The sequence below is a fragment of the Rhodococcus sp. NPDC019050 genome, assembly GCF_055664235.1.
In genome coordinates this window covers 143,433-160,242 of the sequence record NZ_JBVOON010000010.1, presented here as the reverse complement: position 1 = coordinate 160,242, position 16,810 = coordinate 143,433, and the positions used below count along the sequence as shown (strand labels likewise).

The 16,810-nt window shown below is 68.7% G+C and carries 12 protein-coding genes and 1 pseudogene; 9 read left to right on the top strand and 4 right to left on the bottom strand.

Going from position 1 to position 16,810, the window contains the following annotated elements:
* Positions 1 to 194: 194 nt before the first annotated feature.
* The gene (locus tag AC0B44_RS12895; protein ID WP_471903252.1) at positions 195 to 782 is read right to left on the bottom strand and encodes a DJ-1/PfpI family protein; all 588 of its coding nucleotides are present in this window, start codon (positions 780 to 782) and stop codon (positions 195 to 197) included.
* 57 nt (positions 783 to 839) lie between these two features.
* The gene (gene rox / locus AC0B44_RS12890) at positions 840 to 2,267 is read right to left on the bottom strand and encodes a rifampin monooxygenase (protein WP_471903251.1); all 1,428 of its coding nucleotides are present in this window, start codon (positions 2,265 to 2,267) and stop codon (positions 840 to 842) included.
* A gap of 279 nt (positions 2,268 to 2,546) precedes the next feature.
* On the opposite strand from rox, the gene AC0B44_RS12885 reads away from it, so the two are divergent.
* Positions 2,547 to 4,280: an ABC transporter ATP-binding protein gene (locus tag AC0B44_RS12885; RefSeq protein ID WP_471903250.1), complete on the top strand. Its 1,734-nt coding sequence runs from the start codon at positions 2,547 to 2,549 to the stop codon at positions 4,278 to 4,280.
* Between the two features lie 35 nt (positions 4,281 to 4,315).
* Complete coding sequence (locus tag AC0B44_RS12880) at positions 4,316 to 6,232, top strand: ABC transporter ATP-binding protein (protein WP_471903260.1); 1,917 nt, start codon at positions 4,316 to 4,318, stop codon at positions 6,230 to 6,232.
* 43 nt (positions 6,233 to 6,275) lie between these two features.
* Here the strand turns inward: AC0B44_RS12880 and AC0B44_RS12875 are convergent, their stop codons facing one another.
* Positions 6,276 to 7,130, bottom strand: a complete 855-nt coding sequence (locus AC0B44_RS12875; protein ID WP_471903249.1) for an NmrA family NAD(P)-binding protein — start codon at positions 7,128 to 7,130, stop codon at positions 6,276 to 6,278.
* Between the two features lie 302 nt (positions 7,131 to 7,432).
* On the opposite strand from AC0B44_RS12875, the gene AC0B44_RS12870 reads away from it, so the two are divergent.
* From AC0B44_RS12870 to AC0B44_RS12860, 3 genes are all read left to right on the top strand, one after another.
* On the top strand, positions 7,433 to 8,041 hold the full coding sequence (locus AC0B44_RS12870) for a TetR/AcrR family transcriptional regulator (protein WP_471903248.1): 609 nt from the start codon (positions 7,433 to 7,435) through the stop codon (positions 8,039 to 8,041).
* A gap of 113 nt (positions 8,042 to 8,154) precedes the next feature.
* Complete coding sequence (gene pepN / locus AC0B44_RS12865) at positions 8,155 to 10,641, top strand: aminopeptidase N (RefSeq protein ID WP_471903247.1); 2,487 nt, start codon at positions 8,155 to 8,157, stop codon at positions 10,639 to 10,641.
* Positions 10,642 to 10,733: 92 nt separating this feature from the next.
* Positions 10,734 to 11,798 carry a tyrosine-type recombinase/integrase gene (locus tag AC0B44_RS12860; RefSeq protein WP_471903259.1) on the top strand — a complete coding sequence of 355 codons (1,065 nt, stop codon included), beginning with the start codon at positions 10,734 to 10,736 and terminating at the stop codon, positions 11,796 to 11,798.
* Between the two features lie 7 nt (positions 11,799 to 11,805).
* Here the strand turns inward: AC0B44_RS12860 and AC0B44_RS12855 are convergent, their stop codons facing one another.
* A complete protein-coding gene (locus AC0B44_RS12855; RefSeq protein ID WP_471903246.1) occupies positions 11,806 to 13,212 on the bottom strand; it encodes an aminotransferase-like domain-containing protein in 1,407 nt (468 codons plus the stop codon).
* On the opposite strand from AC0B44_RS12855, the gene AC0B44_RS12850 reads away from it, so the two are divergent.
* The 4 genes and pseudogenes from AC0B44_RS12850 to AC0B44_RS12835 all read left to right on the top strand — a co-directional run bounded on the left by AC0B44_RS12850 (position 13,211) and on the right by AC0B44_RS12835 (position 16,797).
* A complete protein-coding gene (locus AC0B44_RS12850) occupies positions 13,211 to 14,203 on the top strand; it encodes a DMT family transporter (protein ID WP_471903245.1) in 993 nt (330 codons plus the stop codon). The two genes, AC0B44_RS12855 and AC0B44_RS12850, sit on opposite strands and share 2 nt — an antisense overlap.
* 44 nt (positions 14,204 to 14,247) lie before the next feature.
* Positions 14,248 to 14,655 (top strand): YciI family protein, encoded by a 408-nt coding sequence (locus tag AC0B44_RS12845; RefSeq protein WP_471903258.1) that lies wholly within the window; start codon positions 14,248 to 14,250, stop codon positions 14,653 to 14,655.
* A gap of 6 nt (positions 14,656 to 14,661) precedes the next feature.
* A pseudogene (locus AC0B44_RS12840) lies at positions 14,662 to 15,873 on the top strand (RNA polymerase sigma factor).
* A 39-nt stretch (positions 15,874 to 15,912) separates the two neighbouring features.
* Entirely contained in the window at positions 15,913 to 16,797 is an 885-nt protein-coding gene (locus AC0B44_RS12835; RefSeq protein WP_471903244.1) for an RCC1 domain-containing protein, read from the top strand.
* The last annotated feature ends 13 nt before the right edge of the window (positions 16,798 to 16,810 follow it).

The following is a 16,810-nucleotide window of genomic DNA, read 5'->3' as shown; positions in this document are numbered from 1 at the left end:
ACCTGGATAAACGGTTTCACGCTAAAGCTTGTCGAGAGACGAAGGTTTTTCGACACGACCAACGGGGACGGTCGCCATCTCGGCCGCATCCCCCGTCGCCTCCCGGCCGTCGGCCACTCCCTCGCGGTTCCACAGACCGGAGGTGTGCACTCAGCCCATATCCGCCCGATTTCTCCCGAGTACTACGGCCACCCTTACCCGCGGTAATCCATCTGACGGGCCACCCGGCGCGCGAGGTCGTCGTCGACAAGAGAGACGAGATGCAACGCGAGGTCGATCCCCGCGGAGATGCCGGCGGAGGTGTAGACGTTTCGATGGTGCACCCAGCGCGGCCCGTCGAGCACCGTCAACTCGGGAAAGCGACTCGCGAGTTCATCGAGGTCGTCCCAGTGCGTGGTGACGCGGTGGTCGGTCAGCACACCCGCCGCGGCGAGCAGGAAGGCCCCCGTACACACCGAGGCGACGATCGGTGTCGACGCTCGCGCGGCGATCCAGGCGAGCAGGGCTCGATCGGTTTCCGCGACCTGCGTGACCCCACCCGGTACGAGCAGGACATCGAATTCCGGTGCGTTGGCGATCGATACCTCGGTACACACGCGCAGACCACCGCGCGCGGTGACGATCTGCCGATCGGGATATGCGGACACGAGTGTCGCACCGGCACTTCCGCGGTCGAGACCCGCGGAGAGCCGCGCGGCCACCGAGAACACCTCGAACGGCCCGAACGCGTCGAGCACCTCGACGTCGTCGAAGAGGAGGATGCCGTACCGAGTCGCTGCCACGCCGCAGATCGTAGCGTCGGCGGGGGAGGGATCGTTACGAGCCGTGCACCGGATCTGTCAGGCGCACGCAGCGCCGAACCACACCGCAAGATGGTCGGTCAGATCGCGCTGGTCCTCACCGACCCACGCCACGTGACCGTCGGGACGCAGCAGCACTGCGGGCACATCCAGTTCGTCGCAGGGCTCGACGATGCGGTCGACGCGGTCCGTCCACCCCGCCACGGACAGCCGCCCGGTCCGGTCGAGCAACAACCCCCGGCCGGCGTGCATCCGGTCGTAAAGTCGCCCACTCGCGAAGTGCACGTCCCGCAGGTGCCGACCTACGAGATCGTGGCCGCCGCCGAAGTCGTAGCGGACTCCGAGCGCAGTGACCTTTTCGATCAGGTGCCGGTTCACCACGTCGAAGCCCATCAGTTCCGTCACCAGCCTGCGGACCGCCCGGGCGCCCGGCTCGAGCGACATCAGTTCCATCATCGCGCGGGTGGTGTCGAGTACGTCGACGGCGACGGGGTGCCGCTCGGAGTGATAGGTGTCGAGAAGGTCTTGCGGTGCCCAGCCGCGTACCTGCGCGGCAAGCTTCCATCCCAGATTGAACGCGTCCTGGACACCGAGGTTGAGGCCTTGTCCGCCTGTCGGGGGATGAATGTGCGCGGCGTCGCCCGCCAGCAGGATCCGGCCGACCCGGTAGTGCTCCACCAGTCGGGTGGCGTTGCCGAAGCGGGACAACCAGCGCGGTGAATGTGCCCCGAAGTCCGTTCCCGCGACGGCGCGCATCTGTTGTGTCAGTTCGGAGAACGTCGGTGTGGTCCTGCGATCCTCGGTCACTTCGGCCGCCGGAACGATGACGCGATACAGCCCGTCGGCGAGCGGCATGGCACCGAATCGCAACTGTGTTTTCCGGACTTCGGCGCACACCGCACCGATCGTTTCCGGTGCCGCGGTCAGTTCGACCTCGCCGAGCAGGGTGTCCATCGTGGAGGGCTCGCCCGGGAAGGGAACACCGAGCGGGGTGCGTACGGTGCTGCGGCCGCCGTCGCAGCCGACCAGATATCGCGCGCGCTCCTCGGTACCGTCCGCCAGTACGGCGGTCACGCCGTCGTCGTCCTGCTCCAGACCCACGACCTCGCGCCCGCGGCGGATCGAGGCGCCCAGTTCGGCGGCGCGTTCGGTCAGGAGATGATCGGTGACCGGTTGCGGGATGCCCAGTACATATGGGTGCGCGGTGTCCAGCCCGTCAGGTGCCGGGGCGGGGATGCCGGCGAAGAAGCCACCGAGCGGGTGCTGCTTTCCGTGCGCCAGGAATCGCTCGAGGACTCCACGCTGGTCGAGCACCTCGAGGCTGCGAGCGTGCAAGCCCAGGGAGCGCACGACCGGGGACGGCTCCGCGTCCCGCTCCAGGACGAGCACCCCTATACCGTGCAGACGCAGTTCGGTGGCCAGCATCATGCCGGTCGGCCCGCCTCCGACCACGATCACATCGAACATGGCAACCCCCGTTTCGGCAGCAGCGTTCCACCGGTCTCCCGGTGTTTGCGCAGGTCCAAGCGTCGGATCGTGATTCTGCTACCCGACCGGGGGCTTGCCGCAAGACCCTGGGTGAGTTATACGTTGAAAGGGGCAGGCAAAGAGATCCCTGCCTTTTCCTCTACCGTCCGAGTCCCGCCGCCCTCGTCGGCCGGTCGCTCCGGGAACATCTTTCGGCGCGTTCGACGGCGGTCTCCGGCACGCGCAACGAGTTGTGGTTACCGTTGTGAGGGTGATCACATGTTGACGCGCTTGATCTCCGCGTACCTGTCGCGTTATCGCGCATACGTCGTTGCGGTGGTCGCGTTCCAGTTCGTTGCGACGGCGGCCATGCTCTACCTCCCCACACTCAACGCCGACATCATCGACAACGGCGTCGCGAAGGGAGACACCGGCTACATCATGCGCATCGGCGGCTGGATGCTGGTCGTGGTGTTACTGCAGGTTCTGTGCACCGTCTCGGGCCAGTACTTCGGGGCCCGAGGTGCGCTCGCTGTGGGCCGCGACATCCGGCACGACCTGCTGCATCGGGTCAACACGTTCTCCGCCCGCGAGGTCGGTACCTTCGGGGCTCCGTCGCTGATCACCAGGAACACCAACGACGTCCAGCAGATTCAGATTCTGCTGGTGATGAGTTCGTTCATGCTGGTCACCGCGCCGATCATGTGCATCGGCGGGATCATCATGGGTGTGCGCGTCGCGCCGGGACTCGCCTGGATTCTCCTGGTGGCGGTGCCCGTCCTCGGCCTGTCGATGGCTCTCATCATCCGCGCGACGATCCCCGGATTCCGCTCCATGCAAACCCATCTGGACAGCGTGAACCGGGTGCTGAGGGAACAGATCACGGGCATCCGGGTGGTGCGGGCCTTCGTGCGGGAACGTCACGAGATCGGCCGGTTCGCGGTCGCCAACGACAAACTCGCCGATGCCACCCTGCGGGTCGGACGCCTGATGGCCCTGATGTTTCCGGCGGTCATGTTCGTCACGAACGTCACCACGGTCGCGATCATCTGGGTGGGCGGCCACGAAGTCTCCGACGGCACCGTGGAAATCGGCGCACTGACCGCGATGATCACCTACGTCGTGCAGATCATGATCTCGGTGATGCTGGCATCGTTCCTGGCGATGATGGCCCCCCGGGCGGCCGTGTGCGCGGACCGGATCGGGGACGTCCTCGCCACCGAAACGTCGGTGGTGCGTCCCGCCGAGCCGGCCGGGTTCGCCGGCGACCCCGCGACGGTCGAGTTCCGGGGCGCCGAGTTCCGCTATCCCGGCGCAGACCAGCCGGTGCTGCAGGACCTGACGTTCCTCGTCGCGCCGGGCACGACGACCGCCGTGGTCGGGTCCACCGGATCGGGAAAGACCACGCTGGTGGGGTTGGTGCCACGACTGATCGACGTCACGGCCGGATCGGTTCTCGTCGGCGGCACGGATGTCAGACGCCTCGATCCCGACCGCCTCCGGTCGGTGATCGGGCTGGTTCCGCAGCGGGCGTACCTGTTCTCCGGCACCGTCGCGTCCAATGTGCGGCACGGTAAAGCCGACGCGACCGACGACGAGATCTGGGAGGCGCTGCGTATCGCGCAGGCCGAGGAGTTCGTGCGTGCGATGCCGCTGCAACTCGACACTCCGATCGCGCAGGGCGGTACCACGGTCTCCGGTGGGCAGCGCCAGCGTCTGGCGATCGCTCGTGCTCTGGTGCGCGAACCCGACATCTACGTTTTCGACGACGCGTTCTCCGCGCTCGATCTGTCCACCGACGCGCGACTGCGGGCCGAGTTGCGGCCGGTGACCCGGTCCGCCGCGGTGATCATCGTCGCGCAGCGCGTGTCGACGATCATGGATGCCGATCAGATCGTGGTCCTCGATCGTGGTCGGATCGTCGGGTTGGGGCGGCACCACGACCTCGTCGACACCTGCCCGACCTACGCCGAGATCGTCCGGTCCCAGTTCGCGATCGAGGAGCAGGTGTGACCGGGCCCGCCGCGCGTGCCGCGGCGTCTGCGCCGATGCAGAAGGCCCGGTCGTTCGGGCCCTCGGTGCGACGGCTGATGCATCTTCTGCTGTCCTACCGCACCTACGTGGTGACGGTGCTCGCCGCCATCGTCGGGTCGGTGATCATGTCCGCACTCGCGCCGCGGGTGCTCGGCCAGGCCACTGATCTGATCTTCGACGGCGTCGTCGGCCGCATGCTCCCGGCCGGCGCCACCAAGGAGGAGGCGGTCGACCAACTCCGTGGCCAGGGGCAGGACACGTTCGCCGACATGGTGGCGTCGATGAACCTCACTCCCGGTGTGGGCGTCGATTTCTCCGCTGTCGCCCGGGTGCTCATGATCGTGCTCGGGCTGTATCTGGGCACCGCGTTGCTGTCGTGGATCGGTGCCTACCTGCTCAATGTCGTTGTCGTCGGCACGGTGCGACGGTTGCGCTCGGAAGTCGAGTCGAAACTGCACCGGCTGCCGCTGCGCTATTACGACACCATCCCGCGCGGCGATCTGCTCAGCCGGGTCACCAACGATCTCGACAATCTCTCCCAGAGTCTGCAGCAGACCATTTCGCAGGCACTCAACTCGGTGCTGACCGTCATCGCCATCTTGTTCGTGATGGTGTGGATCTCTCCGCTGCTTGCGCTCATCGCGCTCGTGACGGTGCCGCTGGCGCTCGGCATGACGGCCATGATCGCCCGCCGCTCCAAACCGCACTTCGCGGCCCAGTGGGCCACGACGGGAAAACTCAACGCGCAGGTGGAGGAGGCGTTCACCGGCCACGACGTTTTGCAGGCGTTCGGACTCGAAGGCGAAGTGGAGGAGGAGTTCGACACCCGCAACGACAAGCTCTACAACTCGAGTTGGCGGGCCCAGTTCATCTCGGGACTGGTGCAACCGGCCGTCATGTTCCTCGGCAACCTGAACTTCGTCGCGGTCGCCGTCGTCGGTGGGCTGCAGGTCGCCTCGGGGTCGCTCAGTCTCGGCTCCGTACAGGCATTCATCCAGTACTCACGTCAGTTCACCCAGCCGCTCAGCCAGATCGGCGCGATGTTCAACATCCTGCAGAGCGGCGTCGCGTCCGCCGAGCGGATCTTCGACATTCTCGACGCCGACGAGCAGACCCCCGACCCCACCGATCCGCAGGCCCCGTCCACCAACAACGGGCGCATCGAATTCGAGGACGTCTCCTTCCGCTACGTCCCCGACAAGCCGCTCATCGAGCACCTGTCACTGGTAGCCGAGCCCGGACACATGGTGGCCATCGTCGGCCCCACCGGCGCCGGAAAGACCACCCTGGTCAACCTGATCATGCGGTTCTACGACGTCGACTCGGGGACGATCCGGGTCGACGGTGTGGATTCGATGACCATGACCCGGGACGACCTGCGCGAACGTACCGGCATGGTGCTGCAGGACTCCTGGCTGTTCGGCGGCACCATCTACGAGAACATCGCGTACGGCGACCCGGACGCATCTCCGGAAGAAGTACAGGAAGCCGCCGAGCTGAGCCACGTCGACCACTTCGTACGGGCACTGCCCGCCGGGTACGAGACGGTGCTGGACGAGGAAGGCGGGGGCATCAGCGCCGGTGAACGACAGCTCATCACGATCGCCCGCGCCTTCCTGGCCAAACCCGTCGTCCTGATCCTCGACGAGGCGACGAGTTCGGTGGACACCCGCACCGAACTGCTGATCCAGCAGGCGATGGCGACGCTGCGCACCGATCGGACCAGCTTCGTCATCGCGCACCGGCTCTCCACGATCCGCGATGCCGACGTCATCGTCGTCATGGAGGACGGACATATCGTCGAACAGGGCACCCACTCCGAATTGCTCGCCGCCCACGGCGCCTACTACCAGCTGTATCTGAGCCAGTTCAGCGGCCCGGCCGACTCAGCCGGGGAAGCGGACCGGGTGGCTGTGGCCGACCGGGCGTGACCGGCACAGCCCGCAGGACTCGGCCTCATCACCATCGGCCTCATCAACGTCCGCTGCTGCACCGCATCTCCTTCTCGAGGAGGGCACGGAAGGAGCGCGGGGGCCGGCCGGTGAGGCGCTGGACCGTGTCGGTGACGCGGTCCTCCGCCCCTTCGGCGATGGCAAGGTCCATGCCGGCCAGCATCGCGGCGAACTCCACCGGCACCTGCGTCGTGAGGCGGTCGCGCATCTGCTCGTAGGACAGACGGTGGTGGGCAACGGGCCGGCCGGTGACCTCGGTGATGATCGTGGCGATGTCGTCGTGGCCGAGCGCCTCGGGTCCGGTGAGGACGAGATCGGTGTTGGGGGCTCGCTCAGCGGTCAGCGCGCGCACGGCGACGGCCGCGATGTCCTCGGCGTCGACGAAGCCGACGCGGCCGCTTCCGGTGGCGGTCCAGATGATGCCCTCGTCGCGGATGCTGCCGGCGTGCGCGTGTGTGCCGGTGAAGTTCTGCATGAACCACGAGGGGCGCAGTACCGCCCATTGGTCGAAGATGTCGGGCAGGGCTTGATGCACCTTTCCCACCCCCGGTCCGCCCTCGGGGATGGCCGAGGAGCTCAGCAGCACCGCGCGGTGCACGCCCGCAGTGCGGGCCTGATGGAGGAACGGCAGCATCGTCGCCGCGGGGTCGGAGTCGCCCAGGGGCGGTATGAGGTAGACCTGGTCCACGCCGTCGAGGGCGGCCGCGTAGGTAGCGGGGTCGTACCAGTCGAAGGGGACCGATTCGGCGTCCGCGACCGGGGTGGCCCGGCGGCTGGCGGCTTTGACGTGGTGGCCCGCGGCCGTCAGTTGTGCGGCGGTGCGGCTGCCGGTGGTGCCGGTGGCGCCGATGACCAGAGTGGTGGTGGCGGTGGTCATCGGTTGCTCCTGGTGAAGTCGGTGCCGGATTCCTGGACGGCGAGGGGTTCCAGTAGTCGCGGTACGAGGTGATGTGCCCGTCTCGAACGGTCACGACGGCGATGTAGGTCATGAGGCCGTCCTCGGCCCACAGGGCGACCCACGCGGGAATGTTCTCGGCGAGCAGCAGTCGAAGGCTGTGGCGGTACAGATCCGCCGGAGGAGTCGGTGCGGACAAGGGTATTCTCCAGTTCTATAAAATGGACCCTGGGTCCGTTTGACGATACGGACCACGGGTCCGTTTTGCAAAACAGAGGAGCAGCATGCCCGAGCACAGGTCCCGCAAAGACGCCGCCCGTAACCGTGAGGCCGTGCTCGCAGCCGCCGACGCCCTTTTCGCCCGCACCGAAAGTCCCGCCGACATCACCATGGCCGCCGTCGCTTCGGAGGCCGGCGTCGGTAAGGGCACGCTCTTCCGGGCCTTCGGGGATCGCGCCGGACTGCTCCGCGCGCTGTACGAGGCGCGGCTCGAACCGATCAGGCAGGCCGTCGAGGCCGGCCCGCCACCACTCGGGCCCACGACCCCACCGCAGGATCGCGTCCCCGCCCTGCTCGATGCCATCCTCTGCTTCAAAATCGACAACCGGCGCCTCGCGCTGGCACTGGAAGATGGCGGAAGCTCCAGCCCGTACCAGGCGGAGCATTACGAGCGGTGGCACAACCTGCTCCAAGCCGTACTCGAGCAGATTCCCGGCCTGACCGACAGCGACTTCACCGCCCACGCCCTGCTCGCCGCCACACGAGCCGACCTCGTCGAGCACCTAGCCGGAGAGGAGCGCGTTCCGCGAGAAAGAATGCGGGCACAGTTGGCGAACTTCGTCACGAAAGCCCTGGCCTCCGGCCCGTTGCACGCGTCGACCGCCGGGGAGTGATCGAGGATCGGTGAGCCGCACACCCGGTCGGAGAAATCCCCGGGCCTGCCTCACAATTCCCGACCGAGCGCCCGACGGCCCGAATCTTGCGTCGCGGTGGCAGGATCGAGCCCGTGAGTTCTGCGAACCTGACCCGATCCGAAACTGCTGCCCGCGCCGCTGCCGTCGACGTGCACTCGTACGAGGTCGAACTCGACCTGCGTGACGCGGTCGACGCGCAACGCACCAACTTCCCGACGGTGACGACGATCGAGTTCACCGCATCCACCGACGAGACCTGGATCGACTTTCTCGGCGACTCGGTCGAATCCGTCACCGTCAACGGCGAATCCGTCCCCGTGGTCTACGACGGCGCGCGCATCACCGTCGCCGGTCTCCGCGAAATCAACGTGGTGACCGTCGCGGCGACCGGGCGATACAGCCGGTCGGGCGAGGGACTGCACCGCTTCGTCGACCCCGTCGACGGCGAGACCTACCTCTACACCCAGTACGAACCCGCCGACGCCCGCCGGGTGTTCGCCTGCTTCGAGCAGCCGGACCTCAAGGCGCCGTTCACCTTCGTGGTAACCGCGCCGGAGCACTGGCAGGTGCTGTCCAATCAGGTGGCCGAGCGCCGCAGGTCCACCGAGGGCACGCAGACCGTCACCTTCGCACCGACACTGCCGATCTCGACGTACATCACGGCGATCGTCGCGGGCGCCTACCACCGCGTCGACTCGACATGGACGCGGGGAGAGCTCACCGTTCCGCTCGGGGCGCTGTGCCGGGCCTCCCTCGCCGAGTATTTCGACGCCGACGTGATACTCGAGATCACCGCGCAGGGAATGGACTACTACGCCGAGCATTTCGACTTTCCCTACCCGTTCACGAAGTACGACCAGGTGTTCGTCCCCGAGTACAACCTCGGTGCGATGGAGAACCCCGGTTGCGTCACCTTCACCGAGGCATATGTGTTCCGCGGCGCCGCCACCGAGGCGCAGCGGCAGGCCCGGGCCAACACCATCCTGCACGAGATGGCGCACATGTGGTTCGGCGACCTCGTCACCATGAAGTGGTGGGACGACCTGTGGCTCAAGGAGTCCTTCGCCGACTACATGGGATCGCTGGTCAGCGCCGAGGCCACCGCGTTCCGGGACGCCTGGGTCGCATTCGCGAACCGGCGCAAAGCCTGGGCGTACCTGCAGGATCAGTTGCCCACCACCCACCCGATCGTCGCGGACATCGTCGACCTCGAAGCCGCCAAACTCAACTTCGACGGCATCACCTACGCCAAGGGCGCCAGCGTCCTGAAACAACTCGTCGCGTATGTCGGCCGCGACGCGTTCTTCACCGGGATCCGGCACTACTTCCGTGCGCACGCCTTCGGCAACACCACGCTCGACGACCTGCTCACCGAACTGTCCGCGGCGTCGGGACGCGACCTGGGGGAGTGGGCACGGCAATGGCTGCAGACCACCGGTGTCACGACTTTGAGCCTCGACCGGTCCGGGCGCGAGATCGTGCAATCCGAGGCGCGCCCGCACCGTCTCGCGGTCGGTGCCTACACCTTCGACGACGCGGGAAATCTCGTCCGGACCGATCGCCGGGAACTCGATCTCACCGAGACCCGCACCACCGTCGACCTGCCCGATGCCCCGCTGATCCTGCTCAACGACGACGACCTCACCTACGCCAAGATCCGGCTCGACGAACGGTCGCTCGACACCGTCGAGGATTCCCTCGACCGGTTGGGGGATCCGCTCGCGCGTGGCCTGGTGTGGTCGGCGCTGTGGAATGCCACCCGCGACGGTGAACTCGCCGTGAAGCGGTATCTGTCCATGGCTCAGCGTTTTTCGCCGAGTGAGACGAATCTGTCGCTGCTCGCTTCGGTGCTCGCGAACGCGCCCGCCGCGATCGAGCACTATCTTCCGGCCACCGAGCGGCCGGCGGCGCGTACCGCGTGGCTCGACGCCGTCTGGGCGGCCCTGTTCGAGGCGGCGCCGGGCGGAGGTGCGCAACTGTCCTTCGCGCGTGCGGTGGCCGCAGCGGCCACCGCGGCCGATCACCGTGCCGCCGAGATCCGGGGCATGCTCGACGGCAGCGGCAGCGTCCCCACGGGGTTGGCGCTGGATCCGGATCTGCGGTGGGCGCTGTGGACGGCCCTGAGCGCGACCGGGTACGCAGACCGATCCGATATCGCCGAGGAACTGCGTCTCGACGACACCGCCACCGGCCGCACCGCATCCCTTCAGGCCCTCGCCGCACGACCTCGTGCCGAAGTCAAAGCCCACGCCTGGGCATCGATCCTCGCCGACCGGACACTGACCAACGACCATCTCGACGCCGTCATCGGCGGTTTCCGTGCCGGTGCCCGGCGCGACCTGACCGCCCCCTACGACGCCGACTACTTCGCGGTGCTCCGCGACACCTGGACCGAGCGGAGCATCGAGATCGCGCGGCGTATCGTCGTCGGACTGTTCCCGCCGGCCGACACCCTCGAACCCGTCGACGCATGGCTCGCCGCGAATTCCGATGCGCCGGCGGCGCTGCGGCGCCTCGTCGTCGAGCAACGCGACCACCTCGCGCGCGACCTGCGCGTACAGAAACGCAACACGCCGTGACAGGCATCGACCCGTACGGCCCGCCGGTGGTCGCCGCGCCGGACCTGCCGGCGTCGTCGGCCCCATCGGTGCCGGACACGGTGAGCGAGGCGATGCGCCGCCTGCGGGACAAGGCGGCCTCCGGCAACACCCGCGCGGCGCACCTGAGCGACTGGGGAATCTTCACCCGATGGTGCGAGAGCACCGGGCACACTCCGCTACCGGCCACACCGGAGCAACTCGGATGGTTCCTCACCGAAAAGGCCGCGGAACTCCGGCCCGACGGGCGCTGGGCCTACGCCCCGTCGACGCTGTCGCGCTGGGTGTCGACGATCAACAAACTGCATGCACTGGCCGGGCATCCCCGCCCGGGGCAGCACGAGTCGGTGCGGGAGTTGTTGCGCGGCATCCGCCGTGACCGGGCCACGCCACCGGCCCGTCGGACACCGCTGCTCACCGACGACATCCGCACGATCCTCGCCGACATGCGGGCCACCGCACGCGACGGCGAGTGGCCGGACCGCGCGGCCGAGCGCCGCGACTCGGCGCTGCTGCTCATCGGACTGGCCGGTGCGCTGCGCCGCAGCGAACTGTCCGGGCTCGTCGTCTCCGACGTGGTCCCGCACCGCGCCGACGGTCTCTACGTGACGGTGCGGCGCTCCAAGACCGACCGCCAGGCCCGCGGCCGCACGGTGACCCTGCCGTACGGTTCCGACCCCCATACCTGTCCGGTGTGCGCGTACCGCCGGTGGCGCGAGGTGCTCGACGCATGGGACGACGGAGGACGCGACGCGCTCGCCGACCTCCTCACCGGCGACGGACCAGGCTTCGACACACACTGTTGCCGCGGCCTATCCACTGCCGGGCCGGAGGGGGATCGCCCGCTGTTCCGGCCGGTGCACCGCTCCGGGTCGCTCGGGGCGGGCGCGCTGTCGGGGCAGTCGGTGCACTCGATGATCCAGCGTCGTGCGCGTCGTGCGGGGTTCAGTCCCGACCTGGTCGCGTCGCTCGGCGGGCACAGTCTCCGAGCAGGTTTCGTCACGCAGGCCGTACGGAATGGTGCCACGACGCAAACGATCATGACGCAGACCGGCCACGCCGACGAGCGCATGGTCGCGCTCTACAGCCGGCACCACGCCGGACTCGTCGGCAACGCGGTCACCCACCTCGGACTCTGACGAGTACTCACCTGCCCTCCAGCACGTCGCCGAGGACACGGGCGGCGTCGGGAAACGCCCCGGGGTTCGCACCGGAATAGTTGAGGCGCAGGTACGGAGCGGTGGGTTCGGCGGGGAACCACTCGTCGCCGGGGGCCACGACGACACCTCGGGTCTCGCATTCGCGGGCGAGCCGTGGCAGGTCCGTGCCGTCGGGAAGCCGAGCCCACAGGTGCAGGCCTCCGGGTGGTATCGCCTCGACGTGGGCGGACGGTGCGTGGTCGCGGACGGCGGTGGCCAACAGGTCCCTGCGGCTGCGGAGTTGCTGCCGGAGCCCGCGGAGGTGGGTGCGCCAGCCCGGTTGTGAGACGACATCCCACGCCACCGCCTGGAGCATCCCGCTGACGTACATCGACTGGGCCTGCACTTCGGCCAGGATGCGATCGCGGGCCGGGCCGCGTGCCACCACCGCGGCGACGCGCACCGACGGCGACACGCTCTTGGTCAGGGATCGGAGGTAGACGACGTGCCCGCTGTCGTCGAGTGCGGCGACCGGTTGCGCGTCGGAGGTGATCCCGAAGTCGTGTGCCCAGTCGTCCTCGATCAGGAACGCGCCCGCGGCCCGGACCAGCGCGAGTACGCGCTCGGTCAGGGCCGGTGACCACTGGGCTCCGTTCGGGTTCGCGAAATTGGGTTGGGCGTAGAACGCGCGGGCGCCGGTGCGTTCGAACGCGCGGGCCAGTTCGTCGGGATCGGGGCCGGTGGGTCCGCCGGCGACGGGCACGAGGCGCACTCCCGCTCGGGCCGCCGCGAGCATCGCGCCCCAATAGGTGGGTGATTCCACGAGCAGCGCGTTACCCGTTCCGACGAGGGCATGAAATGCGGCGCCGAGACCGCCTTGACTGCCCGGTGTGACGATGACGTCGCTCGCGGACGGGGTAGCCACGCCGAGCGGTGTCACCGCTCCGAGTTCGCCCGCAAACCATGCCTGCAGTTCCGGAATACCGGCAGCCGGGGGACGAGCAACGACGGCGTCGCTGCGCGCAGCGCGGGCGGATGCACTGCGAACCAGTCTCTCCGGTAGCAGTTCGCGGTCCGGGTAGCCCGAGTGCAGCCCGACCACGTCGTTCGGGACGGTCCGCAGTGCGGAGGAGAACCGGGGGATGCGGTGCTGAGGTGTTCCCAATGCCGCTGTCTGCCACCCGAAGTCGGTGGGATGTGCGAGCCGGGTGCCGCGGACGAAGGTGCCGACGCCGGGGCGGCTTTCCACCACACCCCGGGACTGCAGCGTGCGGAGAGCTTTCTGCACAGTCACCGGGCTCACGCCGTACCGTTCGACCAGTGCCCGCGTCGACGGAAGCTGTGCGCCCGGGGTAGCCGAGGCGACCCAGCGCTCCAAGTCGGCGACGATCCGCGCACTGCTACTATCATTCATGAGTCACAAGAGTAACGCTATCGCTGTGGACCGACCGGTGCTACCGGGAACGGGTAACGGCCTGTTCTGGGGCCTCCTCGGGGTCGTGGCCTTTTCCTTCACGCTCCCACTCACCCGCGTCGTCGTCGAAAACGATGCGATGCCACCGTTGTTCGTCGGCGCCGGTCGCGCGGTCGTCGCCGGGCTGCTGGCCGCGCTCGCCCTGGTACTGACCCGGCAGAAACGGCCCCGGGGCACCCAGTGGGTCCGGCTGGCCGCGGTCGCGGGCGGCGTGGTGATCGGCTTCCCCTTCCTGACCTCGTACGCGCTGACGGCCGTGCCCGCCGGCCACGGAGCCGTCGTGGTCGCGATGCTCCCCGCAGCGACCGCTGTAGCAGCCGTCGTGCGTGGACGCGAACGCCCACCCGCAAAGTTCTGGGTCACCGCGGGCGCCGGTGCGATAGCCGCACTCGTGTTCGCGAGCCTGCAGAGCGGTGGGTTCGCGGGCCTCGAGTGGGCCGACGCGCTGCTGTTCGGCGCGGTGCTTGCGGCCGCGATCGGTTACGCCGAGGGTGGATTGCTCGCCCGGGAACTCGGCGCATGGCAGACCATCTCGTGGGCGCTGGTGCTGGGCATGCCACTCACGCTCGTGCTCACCGCGTGGTCCATGACGGACCGGATGCCCACCGGCACACTTCCCGAGTGGGCGGCCTTCGCGTATCTGGGAGCGGTGAGCATGTTCCTGGGGTTCTTCGCGTGGTACCGAGGTCTGGCGATCGGGCCGATGGCTCGGGTCAGCCAAATCCAGCTCGCCCAGCCCGTCATGACGATCTGCTGGGCCGCGCTGATCCTGCACGAACCTCTCACCTGGCCGGTCGTCGCGGGAGGGCTCGTCGTGATTCTGTGTGCCGCCACCGCCGTGCGCACCCGTGCGGCGCCGGCACCGGTCCTCGCCCGGAGAGAAAGTCATCGGTGCGATGTCGAGAATCCGTCATCGGCTCCGTCTCTGTAGTGAACGCGACCAGAATGGGTCGCATCAGCATCGAGGAGAAGACGATGGCCAAGTATCTGCTGCTCAAGCACTACCGAGGCGCCCCGGCGTCCGTCAACGACGTGCCGATGGACCGGTGGACACCGGACGAGGTCTCCGCCCACATCCGGTACATGAACGACTTCGCCGCCCGGCTCGAAGAAACCGGCGAATTCGTCGACGGACAGGCTCTCGCCCCGGAGGGCACCTTCGTCCGGTACGACGGCGAGGGCCGCCCACCGGTCACCGACGGGCCGTTCGCCGAGACCAAGGACCTCATCGCCGGCTGGATGGCGATCGATGTCGACAGCTACGAGCGTGCGCTCGAACTGGCGGGGGAGTTGTCCGCAGCACCCGGGGCCGGAGGAAAGCCCATCCACGAATGGCTCGAACTGCGTCCCTTCCTCACCGGACCGCCCACCGTCACCGAGTGACCTCGGGTGGACGAAACCGAACTGCGGCACCTCACCCCGAGCGTGCTCGGCATCCTCGTCCGCCGCGGAGCAGAGTTCGCGGCGGCCGAGGATGCTGTGCAGGACGCGCTGGTCGAAGCCCTGCGGGTGTGGCCCCACGACCCGCCCACCGACCCGAAAGGCTGGTTGGTGGCGGTCGCGTGGCGTCGCTTCCTCGATGCGACCCGTGCGGACGCGGCGCGCCGGCGGAGAGAACGTCTCGCAGGGGCCGAGCACCGCGCCGAGAACGGGCCGGACGGTGCGGACACATCGCCGCCGACGGCGATGGACGACACGCTGCATCTCTATTTCCTGTGCGCGCACCCGTCGCTGACACCGTCGTCGGCGGTCGCGCTCACGCTGCGGGCAGTCGGCGGGCTGACGACACGGCAGATCGCGCAGGCCTACCTCGTGCCCGAATCGACGATGGCTCAGCGCATCAGCAGAGCGAAACGCACGGTCTCGGGCGTCCGCTTCGATCGGCCCGGTGATGTCGCCACCGTGCTGCGCGTGCTCTACCTCGTGTTCAACGAGGGTTATTCGGGCAACGTCGACCTTGCCGCCGAAGCCATCCGGCTCACCCGGCAACTCGCAACGGTGATCGATCACCCCGAGGTGCGGGGCCTGCTCGCATTGATGTTGCTGCATCACGCGCGGCGCGACGCCCGGCTGACCGCCGACGGACGCCTGATACCGCTCGCGGAATAGGATCGCAGCCGATGGGACACCGCAGCGATCGCCGAGGGCGTCGACATCCTGCAAGCTGCTCTCGCCCGCGACCGACTGGGGGAGTTCCAGGCCCAAGCCGCCGTCGCCGCTCTCCATGCCGACGCGAGCACCGCCGAGGAAACCGACTGGGTGCAGATCGTCGAGTGGTACGACGAACTTGTGCGCCTGACGGGCAGCCCGGTCGTCCGGCTCAACCGTGCGGTCGCCGTCGGCGAGGCGGACGGACCCCGCGCCGGCCTGGCGGCGCTCACGGAGGTGGGCCGATCCGTGCCCCGTTATGCGGCGGTGGCGGCGTATCTGCACGAGCGGGACGGCGACCCGGTGACGGCAGCCCGGTTGTACGCCGAGGCCGCCCGCGCATCCCCCAACCTTGCCGAGCGCGAGCACCTCGTGCGGCAGGCTGCGCGTCTCAACCGCCGGGCGTCTCAACCGCCGGCCGCCTCCGCAACCCGCAGAACCCACCCCGAGTAAGCGCCTCCCGCCCGGGGGTGGACCTGAGACGATCGGCCGATGACGATCCCGCCTCCCCGTCCCCGCATCGCTGCCGGTCGCCGCCACTCGGTGGGCGTCACCGCCGGGGGAGTGGTCCTCACTGCGGGCCCGCCGAACGCGGCGGAACGGCGCACCGAACGGTGGAGCGAGATCGTTGCGGTGGCGGCGGGCAACGTACACACAGCACCGAACACCGGACGCTCCCACACGATCGGGCTTCGCACCGACGGCACGGTGGTCGCGTCCGGATGGAACCACGAGGGCCAATGCGACGTCGGGGACTGGACCCACGTAGTGAGTGTGGCCGCCGGGTGGCGACGCACCCTCGCCGTGCTCGCCGACGGGACCGCCCGCGCGGCAGGCCGCCACGACGGCGCCGCCGCCGTCGAGGGGTGGACCGATCTGGTCGCCGTGGGGGCGGGCGACTGGCACTCGATCGGGCTGCGGTCCGACGGCACGGCGGTGGCCGCAGGAAACGACCGTCGGGGGCAGTGCCGGGTCGGGGAGTGGCGTGGTCTGCGGGCGATCTCGGCGGGCGCTCTGCACACCGTCGCCCTCACCGCTACCGGGCGTGTGTTCGCGACCGGAGACTTCTCCGCCGGGGTCGGCGAAGTCTCTGCGTGGCGCGACGTCGTGGCCGTGTCGGCGGGAAGCTTTCACACGGTCGGGGTGCTCGACGACGGCCGGGTGCTCGCCGCCGGCGACAACGGTCGCGGGCAATGCGAGGTCGCACGCTGGCGCGACGTCGTGGCGGTCGCTGCCGGTTCCACCCACACCCTGGGCCTTCGCGCGGACGGGACAGTCGTTGCGGCCGGTAACCGCGACGACGGGCGCTGCGACGTCGGGAGGTGGAAACTCGCCTCCGCCCACCGACTCTCCGGTATCGCGCCGTGGCAGGAGTGAGGCGCGCCCGGGC